The 12,567-nt window shown below is 56.9% G+C and carries 8 protein-coding genes; 5 read left to right on the forward strand and 3 right to left on the reverse strand.

Annotated elements, in window-relative coordinates:
- The first annotated feature begins 1 nt into the window (after nt 1).
- Nucleotides 2–1,435, forward strand: coding sequence for a DUF6986 family protein (locus tag VGM48_RS18730; RefSeq protein ID WP_331581950.1), 1,434 nt, complete (start codon nt 2–4; stop codon nt 1,433–1,435).
- A gap of 12 nt (nt 1,436–1,447) precedes the next feature.
- Here the strand turns inward: VGM48_RS18730 and VGM48_RS18735 are convergent, their stop codons facing one another.
- The gene (locus VGM48_RS18735; protein ID WP_331581952.1) at nt 1,448–2,554 is read right to left on the reverse strand and encodes a hypothetical protein; all 1,107 of its coding nucleotides are present in this window, start codon (nt 2,552–2,554) and stop codon (nt 1,448–1,450) included.
- A gap of 14 nt (nt 2,555–2,568) precedes the next feature.
- Nucleotides 2,569–3,675: an SPFH domain-containing protein gene (locus VGM48_RS18740; protein WP_331581953.1), complete on the reverse strand. Its 1,107-nt coding sequence runs from the start codon at nt 3,673–3,675 to the stop codon at nt 2,569–2,571.
- Between the two features lie 385 nt (nt 3,676–4,060).
- Between VGM48_RS18740 and VGM48_RS18745 the strand changes: the two genes are divergently transcribed.
- Both VGM48_RS18745 and VGM48_RS18750 read left to right on the forward strand, forming a co-directional pair.
- Complete coding sequence (locus VGM48_RS18745; protein ID WP_331581955.1) at nt 4,061–5,905, forward strand: carboxypeptidase-like regulatory domain-containing protein; 1,845 nt, start codon at nt 4,061–4,063, stop codon at nt 5,903–5,905.
- Between the two features lie 29 nt (nt 5,906–5,934).
- A complete protein-coding gene (locus VGM48_RS18750; protein ID WP_331581956.1) occupies nt 5,935–7,185 on the forward strand; it encodes a metallophosphoesterase in 1,251 nt (416 codons plus the stop codon).
- 40 nt (nt 7,186–7,225) lie between these two features.
- Here VGM48_RS18750 and xth read toward each other — a convergent pair whose 3' ends face one another.
- The gene (gene xth, locus VGM48_RS18755) at nt 7,226–7,999 is read right to left on the reverse strand and encodes an exodeoxyribonuclease III (protein WP_331581957.1); all 774 of its coding nucleotides are present in this window, start codon (nt 7,997–7,999) and stop codon (nt 7,226–7,228) included.
- A gap of 164 nt (nt 8,000–8,163) precedes the next feature.
- Here xth and VGM48_RS18760 point away from each other — a divergent pair, with 164 nt between their 5' ends.
- Together VGM48_RS18760 and VGM48_RS18765 are read left to right on the forward strand one after the other, a co-directional pair.
- Complete coding sequence (locus VGM48_RS18760; RefSeq protein ID WP_331581958.1) at nt 8,164–10,509, forward strand: M20/M25/M40 family metallo-hydrolase; 2,346 nt, start codon at nt 8,164–8,166, stop codon at nt 10,507–10,509.
- Between the two features lie 13 nt (nt 10,510–10,522).
- On the forward strand, nt 10,523–12,526 hold the full coding sequence (locus tag VGM48_RS18765; protein WP_331581960.1) for a glycoside hydrolase family 97 protein: 2,004 nt from the start codon (nt 10,523–10,525) through the stop codon (nt 12,524–12,526).
- Nucleotides 12,527–12,567: the final 41 nt, after the last annotated feature.

Here is a 12,567-nt window from a genome sequence, read left to right on the forward strand (position 1 = left end):
CATGAAGCTGTCTATCGACGAAAAAGAAAAAGAAAGCATCCTCGCCACCCTCGGCACCGCCAACCTCGCCTTCCAGCAGTCGTATCCCGGCGACAGGCCCGACCGCCAGCCGGTCCACACAGTCTATGGCGGCGCCAACCTGTTCAAAAGCGACACCTGCCCCCGCATGGGCGAGACAGCGCTGAAAAGCCTCCACACCTACGCGCCCAACTTCGCGGTATTCGCCCGGGCGCTCTCCCTCGACGGATCAGAACTCCTTCCCCATACCGAGGCAGAGACGCTCGCCCTCGACAGGAAACTCGAAAGCCTGCCCGAAGACCAGCGCCGCAAAGAAAAAGCCTGGCTGCCCTGGGCGGTCTATCATAAGGTCATCAAAAAACTCGAAACGGAACCCGTAGAGGATTTCCGCATCGACTTCGAAGACGGCTTCGGCAACCGCCCCGACGACGAAGAAGACGCCACGGCCATCGCCGCGGCAAAACAACTCGCCACGGGACTCCATGACAACACCCTCTCGCCGTTCATCGGCATCCGCATAAAACCCTTCACCGAAGACCTCAAGGTCCGCGGCGTCCGCACGCTCGATCTCTTCCTCACCGAATTGGTCCGGCACACCGGCGGCAGGCTCCCACCCAACTTCATCGTCATGCTGCCAAAGGTGACGATCCCGCAACAGGTGAGTTCGCTGGTCCGCTTCTTTCGCCTGCTGGAAAAAACCCATAGCCTGCCCGACAACACCCTGAAAATGGAGACGATGGTCGAAGCGACCCAGATCATCATGGACGAAGAGGGACGCAACCCACTCTACCGCATCATCAAGGCTTCCGAAGGCCGCTGCATCGCGGCGCACTTTGGCACCTATGACTATACCGCCTCCTGCGGGATCACGGCCCGCTATCAGACGATGGCACATCCCGTATGCGACTTCGCCCACCATATGACAAAAGTGGCCCTGGCCGGCACCGGCATCTGGTTCTCAGACGGCGCCACCAATGTCATGCCCATCGGGCCACATCGTGGCGACAATCTCAGCTTCGAACAACAACAGGAAAACCGCGCCTCCGTACACAAAGCCTGGCGCACCGGCTTCGGCCACACCATGCATTCGCTGATCAACGGCTTCTACCAGGGCTGGGACCTCAACCCCGCCCAACTCCCCATGCGCTACGCGGCCACCTACACGTTCTTCCTGAGCAGCCTCGAAGATGCGATCCATCGTCTCCGGGCCTTTGTCGAACGCAGCGCCGTCTCGACCCTCACCGGCGATATCTTCGACGACGCAGCCACCGGACAGGGACTGCTCAATTTCTTCCTCAAAGCGATGAATTGCGGCGCCATCGAAGAAAAAGAAGCCCTGGCCACGGGCCTCACCATCGATGAGATCCGCAGCCGCAGCTTCCTCCACATTATAAGGGGGAGAAGACGCAAGGCATAGCTCTTTTGGGAACTAGTTCTTGTACATCATAATAACGAAGATCAGCAACACGATCCCCGCGATCACCGCCAGCGCGATCTTCGCCGCACTGTAGGGCCGTTCGCCGACGACCTCGCCCGTACAGGCGTTAACCGTAAAATGGTAGACCTTGTTATTGTATTTATAAGTGCTGATCCAGGCGGGCAGCATCAGGTATTTCAACCCGAGATTATTGTAGGTGGTATTGACCCCGTCGATCGTCTGCTCGTCGCCGCCGATATCGGCGCACACCCTCTTGCGGATAACCGGCCCCATCCGCCGCTTGGCTTCTTCGAGTCCCTTCTCGGGATCTACCTGGAAGAGTTCGCTCCGGAATCCGCTCACATATTGCTCGTTGTAATGAACCAGTTCCCCGAGCTTCCACGGCTCCAGGCGGTTGGCCACATCCTGCGGCAGCGAATGACTCGCCGAGATGAGCACGTCGTTAAATTCATAACCCACCGTTCCGCTCACCTGCGTCCACGCCGTCTGGCGCACCTCCCGCGTCCGCTCCACCGAATTGCCGTCGTCATCCTGTTCCGTATAGGTCTCGGTAATATAGTAGTAGTCTCCACGCGCGCCCACATAATCGGAGATCGTGGAAGCATCATAGCTCCAGTGCGGGATATAGATGCCCTTGAATTGATTTGCCTCGCCGCTCACCAGCTTGGTCAGATCGGATGGCGCCCACCAAAGCCGCTTGAGCCAGGCGCGGAAATCCTCCAGCGCCTTGTTCTGCGGAACGAGAAACGGCAGGATATAATGCGGCCGGACGATGGCCTTATTCTGGGCCTCGCTGAGCACCAGCGGACTGGCGCAAAAAACACAATTGTCGCTGTTGACCTCCGGAGGTAGGGTAGTGGAGGCGCCACAGTTCTTACAGGCAACGACCCGCGCCGTCTGCACCGCCGAGCCGCCGTTGATCGCGGCCACAAACTCCTGGTAATCGATCGGGACGATCGGGCCGGCTGCCGTGTCTTTTATCTCGTTCGAGGCCCCGCAATACTGACAGGTCAGATGATGCGTGCCGGGGGCAAACTGAAGAGTGGCGCCGCAGCTGCTGCACTGCAACGTATTTACCGTAGCAACGGTTTGTTCCATTAATAAGTTGTTATTTATGCATTAGGCAATGGCGGAGGCATATTACTAAAGATAGAAGCCAGCTCGGGAACAGTATTCGCAGCCGCCCAGGCCGCCATTCCTTTCTTCCATACCTGGCTTTGAGGATTGATCGTACCCGCTCCAGCCAGCTGCGACAACTGCTCGATCGTATACGGACCTGCCTGCTTCCCGTCTATCGCCGCAAAGAACGGCGTTGCACCCGGCAGGGGCGGAGGACCGTCGTTCCCCTGTACGGAATTATTGGCAAACACATTCCCCATCTGTCCGCCCACAGCCAGTCCAAGACCCGCCCCGATACCCGCACCGGCAAGCCCGCCCCCATTGGGGTTCTTGGCCGCTTCCTCCATCGCATTGGCCGCCTGGAACTGCGCATAGGCGCCCAGGTTGCCAACGATCCCCATGCTGCTGCGCTTGTCCAGCGCCGCTTCCACTTCGGGCGGAAGCGAAATATTCTCGATCAGGAATTTCGTTAGTTCGAGCCCCAACTCGGTGAATTCGCCCTTGATCTTGTCGGTGATCTTTGCACTCACCTCATCGTAGTTGGCGGCAAGATCAAGCACCGGTATCTTCACCTCGGCAATCGCATCCATCCCCCGCGAAACCGCCAGGTTCCGCAACTGCTCATTGATACTATCCACCGAGAATTCGGGGTTGGTGGCCGCCACCTCTTTCAGGAACACCGCCGGGTCCTTCACCCGGAAGGCGAAGCTCCCAAAAGCGCGCAGCCGGATCGGCCCAAACTCCGCATCCCGCAACATGATCGGGTTCTTCGTCCCCCATTTCTGGTTGATGAACTGCCGGCTGCTGACAAAGAATACATCCGCCTTAAAAGGACTGTTAAATCCATATTTCCAGCCTTTCAGCGTGGTCAGTATCGGCATATTTTGCGTCGACAACGTATACATCCCCGGCTGGAAGACATCCGCAATCGCCCCCTCATTCAAAAACACGGCCCACTGCGACTCCCGCACGGTAAGCTTGCTGTTCATCTTGATCTCATTCTGATACCGCGGAAATTTCCAAACAATGGTGTCGCTGGTCGTATCCACCCACTCGATGATATCGATGAACTCATTTCTGATCTTATCAAATAGTCCCATGATGCAACATTTTTTCTTGCTGAGTGAAATTAAGGGAAAGCAGATAGATATTATCCACCGATCGTAAAATTATTAGGCGGTTTGCAGATACGCCATGATCCAAATAAATATAACAAGCATAGCTGCTTGATAATAACCCCAGCCTGCACCCATGCCATTATCGCGATCATATCTCACGAGACTGACAAAGATGCCGACAATGGGGATCCAATATATTGTTTTACTTTTCATAAGCCACCAGCAAAGATGCCAGGCAACCGGGGGAGCTTGACCGATACAAATAATAATAAACTAATATACATAAAAAAAACAGGAACGCAAAATTTCGTCAAAATTGGCGTTCGGCCGGGGCAACCTTTCGCCGCATTGCCGCATTCAGGAGACAATGAAAGGCGCCTTTTTCGGCTTATTGCTGTTGACAACCGGGGTTTCCTCTGCCCAGCAGGTCGGCTATCGCAGTATTGCACTCACCGATTCCACCCGCCGCTACTGTCCCGGCGCCCATCCCGGCGACCGACTCTATTATCGACCCCTCGAGCTCGATTGTTGGTACCCGGCGGCCGCTGTCACGACAACCCCTATCCGCTACGGAGCCTTTCTCCAACTGCTGGAACAACGGGCAAATCGCTTCCAGAAAGATACCGCCTATAACGGCCTGGCAGCCGAAACGGCCCAATATCTATGCGCAGGTTTGAAAATCCCCGATACCGCCATCCTCACTCAACTACCAACCCAAAGCTATGACGGCGCGGAACCCATCCGCAAACCTTTTCCGCTCATCCTCTATCTCTGCTCCTATAACGGCATGAGCTACGAGGACATCCCGCTTTTCGAATCCCTCGCCGCACACGGCTATATCGTCGCCTGCATTACCTCCGTCGGCCGCTACCCGGGAAATATGACCACAGACCCGGGCGACCTCCTCGAACAGGTCGCGGATGCAGCATTCGCGCTTCGGTATTTCCGGCAAACCGGGCTCACCGATACCACCCACACCGGCATCATCGGCTATAGCTGGGGTGGCCCCGCCGCGGTAACCCTCGCCATGCACATGCCTGTGACCGCCATCCTATCGCTCGACGGCTCCGAATGGCACTACTATGGCGACTCCAGGGAAGAAGATCGCGATTTCGACCGGCTAAGAGCCGCCCCTTATTTTCATCGGGAAGACTTCCACATCCCCTATGCCTATCTCGAAAGCGATAACAAACAGAGCGACCACCCGGCCGACTCCATCTTCAACCCCCACCCGACGAAGTACCTGCGCTATCCCAACACGACCCACGAGGACTTTTCCGGTTTGCGCGTACTCACCCCCAAAAGCAAACAACCCTGGCTGCCCTTCGCAATCGGCTGGTTCGACCACTACCTGAAAGGCCGTTCTTTCCAACTGCCGGCAGACTCTACGTACCCCGTTGTAAGGACCGCCCCAAAGAACGGCACCGTTATAAGCGCGAAGATCATCGACGGTGAAGACAAAGCACCTCTGGCCTTTGTCAATGTCGGCATCCCCGGAAAAAATCTCGGCACGGTCACTGGAGACCAGGGCCTCTTTACCCTCCCCATAGATCCCGGCCTGGCAAACGACAGCCTGACCCTCTCGATGGTAGGCTATCAGCCGCAAAACATTCCGCTAAAAGCGCTCCCGGGGATTATCCAACTGCATCGCACCAATACCATGCTCACCGATGTAGTCGTCATCGGCAGGACCCGAAAGCCTCGAAAACTAGGCAATACCACCACCTCCCGGTTTATGAGCGTCGGCTTCCCGCTTCGCTTCCTCGGCGCCGAGATCGGTGTCCGGATCAAACTGGGTCGCCAACCCGTAAAACTAAAAAGCTTTCACTGCAACGTCTCCGACAGCCGCGTCGACACGGCCCTCTTCCGGCTTAATATCTACAGCCTCGAAAAAGGAACGCCGCAAAATGTCCTGCATCAAAATATTTTTTTACCCATCGGCAAACGCACGGGTGACTATACCGTCGACCTCAACCGCCAAAACCTCGTGCTGAAAGGCGACATTCTTGTTTCGCTGGAATTGATCCGGGGTGCACCGCCTGCCGCAGCGCCGGGCGCACCCGGTCCCGCTGCATCGGCTTCCGCCCAACCCGGCGCGCTCTTCTTCTCGGCATCGTTCCTCCACTCAGCCACCTGGCGCCGCCCGACAAGCCAGGCCCATTGGAAAAAGGCCGGCGGCATCGGCGTCGGCTTTAATGTTGAAGCGCAATAAGCCGTAACTTCGACGATCAAGCATCAACAATGCACCGCGCCCCGATCAACATCCTGCTCATCTTACTCGCTCTCACCTTCCTGATGGACGCCTACGTCTTTGCCGGCCTAAAGACGCTGACAAAAGGCTGGCGATCCCGCCGTTTGCGGCAAGGGGTCAAATGGGGCTTTCTCTTCCTCTCACTCGGCGTCACCCTCACCTTCGTCGTCGGGATACCCAGCTTCCGCGGCGCAAAAGGCATGACACCGTTCCATGAATGGATGCTCAGTCTCTTCATCACCAATATCATCACCAAACTCTTCTTCTGCATCATCCTGCTATTGGGTGATCTCGGCCGGGGCATCGCTGGTATCGTCAACAAGGTCAATAAACATCACACCGGTCCCGCCATCCCTTCCCGCCGCCACTTCATCAGCGAAACGGCAACCCTCTTCGCCGCCATCCCCTTCACCGGGTTTCTTTATGCCATGCTCAAGGGGAAGTATGACTACCGGGTCCACCGTCAAACACTTTATTTCGACGATCTTCCACCCGCCTTCGACGGCTTCACCATCACCCAGCTTTCGGATATCCATTCCGGCAGCTTCGACAATACCTCCGCCGTCCAGCGTGGCATCGACCTGGCAAAGGCGCAAAACAGCGATCTGTTCGTCTTCACCGGCGATCTCGTCAACAACGCCGCCTGGGAAATAGAACCCTGGCTCGACCGCTTCGGCAGCATAAAAGCACCCTACGGCCAATACTCGATCTTCGGCAATCATGATTACGGAGATTACATTGAATGGGACTCCAAACAAGAAAAAGCCGCCAACCTCGAAAAGCTGAAGAAGCATCACCAGACGCTGGGCTATCGTCTCCTGCTGGATGAGAATATTGCCGTCGAAAAAGAAGGTCAGAAGATCAGCCTCATCGGCGTGCAGAACTGGGGACGCGGTTTTATTCAGATCGGCGATCTCGACAAAGCCCTCGAAGGGACTGACCCCGACAGCTTCAAGATACTGCTGTCTCACGATCCCACCCACTGGGAAGAAAAGGTCCGCTATCATCCCACCCGTATCCATCTTACGCTCGCCGGCCACACCCATGGTGCCCAGTTCGGCGTAGAATCCGACAAATGGCGCTGGAGCCCGGTCCAATACCGTTATCTCGACTGGGCAGGCCTCGCCGAGCAACACGGCCGTTATCTCTACGTCAACCGCGGCTTCGGCTTCCTTGCCTTCTCCGGCCGCCTCGGCATCTGGCCCGAGGTCACCGTCATCACCCTAAAGCGCAAGGCCTAACCCGCAAGTTCTGCCCCGCTAAGCCCAATATCCACAAGGCCTAACCCGCAAGCTCCACCCAAACGGGCGCATGATCGCTCGATTTCTCCCATCCGCGGACATCCTTATCCACGCCCACAGCCCTCAGCCGCTTCGCCACGGACGGCGACAGCAAAAAATGATCTATCCGCAGCCCCGCATTCCGGGCATACGCATTCCGGAAGTAATCCCAAAACGTATAGATCGTCTCGTTCGGATGCAAATGCCGCACCGCATCCGTCCATCCCTGCGCCGCCAGCTTGTGAAAAGCCGCACGAACTTCGGGCCGGAACAGGGCATCGTCGACCCATCTCTCCGGTTTATAGACATCCTTCTCGGTCGGCATCACATTGTAATCGCCGGTCAGCACTACAGGTTTCCCCGAATCAAACAGCGAAGCCGCATGCAGCGTCAGCCGTTCGAACCAGCGTAGCTTATAATCAAACTTGGGTCCGGGCGCCGGATTCCCGTTCGGCAGATATAAACATCCGACGACGATCCCATCAACCGTGGCTTCGATATACCGGCTATGAGTATCTTCATCATCCCCCGGCAATCCCCGCCGCACCTCCAGCGGTTTCCCACTGCGCGCAAGGATGGCCACCCCATTCCAGCTTTTCTGCCCATGCCAGATGGCATGATAACCGGCCTCCGTGATGGCCGGCTCGGGAAATTTCTCCTGTGGCGCTTTCAGCTCCTGCAGACAAACGATATCCGGCTTCGTCTCGCCGAGCCAGCGCAGCAGCACCGGCAGCCGTGCGCCGATGCCATTCACGTTATAGGTAGCAATTCTCATGATATAAAGCTACGCAAAGAAAAACAACAAGCTATCGGCCATCGACCCGGCCCCCTTGTATTTCCCGCCGGAATATCCTAATTTGTCAGTCAACCCTCCAACCCCCAAAACGATCTGGAAACCGGCGTCATCGGGCGGCAGCCTTAAATAAAAACGCTTATTTTATGAAAAGAACCCGTTTATCTGCGGTCACTTGCCTCCTCTTGTTTTTGATCATCGCATGGCTCTGCATCCATCTCGATACCACGCCCACCCGCGTGGTTCTCAGCCCCACCGAAAGCGAGTTCTCCGAGGCCTACGCGAATTTTCATCTGCAGGAAATAACAAGAGCTCACAATGGTTCTCGCATCGCGGTTCCCCATAGCACCGGCACCGCCGCGAATTTCGCCGCACGCAACTATATCCTCAGCACCTGCGCCGCCCTCGGCCTCGACACTTCCATCCAGCATACTACCGGCATCAGCAGGCAACGGGGTGGGGTAGTGGCGTCCAATATCTATAATGTCATCGCCCGGCTGAAAGGCACGCCCGGCGGCAGGACCGTACTCATCACCGCCCACTACGACTCCCAGCCCAACGCCGGCGGCTCTGGTGACGACGGCTCCGGTTGCGCCGCCATGCTCGAAACGGCCCGCGCCCTCAAAGCTGGCCGCCCCCTCAGGAACGATGTCCTCTTCCTCTTCACCGATAGCGAAGAAGATGGCCTGCTCGGCGCCGAAGCCTTTGTCCGGGAAAACCCCCTCGTAAAGGATATCGGCATCATGCTCAACTTCGACGCCCGCGGCGCCGCCGGCGCCAACCTCCTCTCCGAGACAAACCCCGAAAACGGCTGGGTCATCGACGGCTACGCTCGCAGCGGCGCCCATCACAACGCTTCCTCCCTCAACTACGAGGTCTACAAACGCCTCCCCAACAATACCGACTATACACCCTTCAAGGCAATCGGCATCGCCGGCCTCAACAACGCCTTTATCGATGGCTTCGTCCATTATCATAGCATGACCGATATCCCCCGTAACCTCGATCCCAACACCCTCCAGGAAGAAGGCGACAACATGCTGGCCCTGGCCCGGTATTTCGGTAACCAGGACATCCGCAACACGAAAGCCCCCGATCTCACCTTTTTCAATATCATCGGCGGCTGGTTCGTCCATTACCCCGCATCGCTGAATCTCGTCTTTCTCGTCCTCGTCAACGTGCTGTTGCTGGTTAGCCTCGGCATCGGTTTCACCGGGAAACAAATTCGTCTTCCCGGCATGGCCTCCGGCTTCCTCGCCTTCCCATTGATGCTCGTCCTCCTGTATTTTATCAGCGACTGGACCCTCGCCGGGATCCGTAAGGCCGTGCCCTTGTATGAAGACTATTACTCGAATGCCTACCACCCCGGCAGTTTTTTCCTCGCCCTCACGGGTCTCGGCATCGCCCTATTTACAATCGGCTATCGCTGGCTGCTCGGTCGCTTTTCACTGCCCTCCCTTTACGCGGGAACGCTGTTCTTCCTGGTGGCCCTGCTTGACGGCGTCTACACCATTATGCCCACCGCCATCTATTTTCTTTGCCTTCCCCTCCTCGTCCTCCTCGGCGCCGCACCCTTCACCTTCTTCCGCCGCGCTCCCGAATCCGGCTCCCGTCCTACCAACCCATCCCCCTTCCTCACCCTCATCCTGCTGCTCCCCGCCCTCCTCCTGCTGACCCCTATCTACTATATGTTCTACGTGGCCTTCGACCTGCAACCCACCTCCGCCGCCGTCCCTGCCCTTACCGGCCTTCTGCTGGGAATGGCCCTTCCCTTGCTGGCCGCCGTTTTCCGCGAATCCCGCTGGCTTCTTCCGGGCAGCGCCTTCGCCGTCTTTCTCCTCCTGCTGACCCTCGGTTTGTTGGACAACCGCTACACCCTGGAACAACCGTTTAAAACGAATCTGCTATACGCCATCAACGCCGATGAAGGGAAAGCCCGCTGGGTCTCCCTGGCGCCAAAACCCGATCATTGGAACAAAAAACTCTTCCCCAACCCCCAATACCTGCCTACCCCTACCGTATTCCCCGGTGGCCTTTACGGGCTCTCCTCGATACTGACAAACGAAGCGCCTCTTGAGAACACTCTGGCCCCAACCCTCACCATCCGGAAAGACACCAGCATCAATGGGCAACGCCTGCTGACCCTGCACTATGAGGCGCCGGGCGCAAACTCCGTCCGCCTTACCTTCGGAAGCGATAACCGACCCGTTGATATCGTCTTCGAAAAGGATATCCATTCCAACACCCCGCCGGACAATAACCGCCAAATGGGGTACTACTGGCTCGATTATAAAGGGATCCCCGAAGAAGGGGTCGACTTCCAACTCCGCGTGAATGCCAGATCACCGTTTTCGGTCGACGCCCTCAGCCGCTCCATCGGCTTGCCCGTATTGGCGGGATTCCAGGGCTATCCTCCCGGGATCATCCCCGGTCCCGGTAATTACAGCAACGTAACACTAGTGGCGAAAAGATTTATCTTTGCTGCACCTTAAATAATTCGCTACCATGCGCACAGCTCTCCTGACGATCGCCTGTTTCCTCACCAGCACCCTCCTCGCCAACAAACCCGTCCCCGTCGTCTATGACATCAAATCCCCCGACGGCACCCTCATCGTCCACATCACCACCACCGGCCAGATCCAATGGTCAGCCGAACAGGACGGCCAGCCCGTCATCCTTCCCTCCACCATCGCCCTCCACCTCGAAACCGGCGAAACCCTCGGCGCCAACGCAAAGATCAGCTCGGCCCAAACCCAGCACATCAATACCCAATTTAACCCCGTCAACTACAAACGATCCACGATAACCGACCAATGCACCGAACTCACGCTCAACTGCAAGGGCGACTATAGCCTCGTCTTTCGCGTCTACAACGACGCGGCCGCCTATCGCTTCGTCACAAAAAGAAAAGGCGAGCTGATCGTAAAGAACGAAGACGCCAACTTCAACTTCGCCGCTGACGACAACGCCTTTGTTCCGATCCAGCATGAATATCGCCGCGATAAGAATTTCAACTCCTCCTTCGAAGCCCTCTATCACGAGATAACGTTAAGCCGGTTCCCAAAAGACTCGCTGGCCTTCCTGCCCCTCCTCGTCGATATCGGTCAGAATAAAAAGGTCGTGATCACCGAAGCCGACCTCGATGACTACCCGGGAATGTATCTCCACGGCAACGAAACCCATGGGGGCATGCAGGGATCGGACTCCGGCCGATGGGGTCTCAGCGGTGTCTACGCCCCTTATCCCCTCGACGCCTCGCTCGCAAGCATCAACTATATTCCCGGCAACCGCGCCGATTATATCGCAAAGACCACCGGCACCCGCAGTTTCCCCTGGCGCGTCATCGCTATCAGCCGACAGGATAAACAACTGCTAGACCAGGATATCGTCCAGAAGCTTTCCATGCCGTCAAAACTCACCGACATCTCCTGGATCAAACCCGGCCAGGTGGCCTGGGACTGGTGGAACAACTGGAACATCACCCACGTCGACTTCAAGGCCGGCATCAACACAGAAACATACAAATACTATATCGACTTCGCCGCCGCCAATCACCTCCAATATATCATCATGGATGAAGGCTGGTCCAACGATCTCGATCTGCTCAAAATAAGACCCGTTATCGACCTGCAGCAGATCATCGACTACGGCAAACAAAAGGACGTCGGCGTCATCCTCTGGGCCACCTGGTATGCCGTCAATAAACAAATGGATACGGTCTTCCCGAAATATGCAGGCATGGGCGTCAAAGGATTCAAAATTGACTTCATCGACCGCGACGACCAGGTCGCCATCGCCTCCACCTATGCCATCGCGCAAAAAGCGGCGCAATACAAACTCCTGGTAGACTACCACGGTACCTCCAAACCCACCGGCCTCCCCCGCACCTGGCCCAACGTCATAGGCTACGAAGGGGTACGCGGCCTCGAAAACTTCAAATGGGCCGACGAAGACCAGCCGCATTATGTCGTCAGCATCCCGTTTATCCGCATGCTGGCCGGTCCGATGGACTATACCCCCGGCGCCATGCGCAATGCGACAAAAGCCACCTTCCGCGCCGTCAACAACGACCCCATGGCAAAGGGTACCCGCTGCCAGCAGCTCGCGGAATACATCGTTTTCGACGCCCCGCTGCAGATGCTCGCGGACAATCCCACCATCTATAAAAAGGAACAGGAATGCACCGACTTCATCACACAGATCCCCACCACCTTTGATGAAACGGTGCCACTCGATGGAAAGGTCGGCGCATATCTCGCGCTCGCCCGGCGGAAAGGGAAGGACTGGTTCGTAGGGGCAATGACCGACTGGACACCCCGCGAAATGACCATCGACTGCTCCTTTTTACCCGAAGGAACATACGAGGCCGAGATCTTCCGGGACGGGGTCAACGCGGGTCGCGACGCAACCGACTATAAAAAGGAAACCATCCGCCTCAAGCGCGGCGACAAGCTAAGTATCCGGCTCGCCCCCGGCGGAGGATGGGTTGCGCATATCCGGCCGTACTAGCGCGCGCATATCCACCCGTTCAAAAGACAATACAGCAAGGA

It is taken from the genome of Puia sp., assembly GCF_036500295.1.
Classification (GTDB): domain Bacteria; phylum Bacteroidota; class Bacteroidia; order Chitinophagales; family Chitinophagaceae; genus Puia.

Excerpts from the sequence above, each read along its gene's own strand:
- VGM48_RS18735 (WP_331581952.1), bottom strand. The coding sequence starts at position 2,554 with ATGGAACAAACCGTTGCTACGGTAAATACGTTGCAGTGCAGCAGCTGC.
- VGM48_RS18760 (WP_331581958.1), top strand. The coding sequence starts at position 8,164 with ATGAAAAGAACCCGTTTATCTGCGGTCACTTGCCTCCTCTTGTTTTTG.
- VGM48_RS18745 (WP_331581955.1), top strand. The coding sequence starts at position 4,061 with ATGAAAGGCGCCTTTTTCGGCTTATTGCTGTTGACAACCGGGGTTTCC.
- VGM48_RS18740 (WP_331581953.1), bottom strand. The coding sequence starts at position 3,675 with ATGGGACTATTTGATAAGATCAGAAATGAGTTCATCGATATCATCGAG.
- xth (WP_331581957.1), bottom strand. The coding sequence starts at position 7,999 with ATGAGAATTGCTACCTATAACGTGAATGGCATCGGCGCACGGCTGCCG.
- VGM48_RS18730 (WP_331581950.1), top strand. The coding sequence starts at position 2 with ATGAAGCTGTCTATCGACGAAAAAGAAAAAGAAAGCATCCTCGCCACC.
- VGM48_RS18750 (WP_331581956.1), top strand. The coding sequence starts at position 5,935 with ATGCACCGCGCCCCGATCAACATCCTGCTCATCTTACTCGCTCTCACC.
- VGM48_RS18765 (WP_331581960.1), top strand. The coding sequence starts at position 10,523 with ATGCGCACAGCTCTCCTGACGATCGCCTGTTTCCTCACCAGCACCCTC.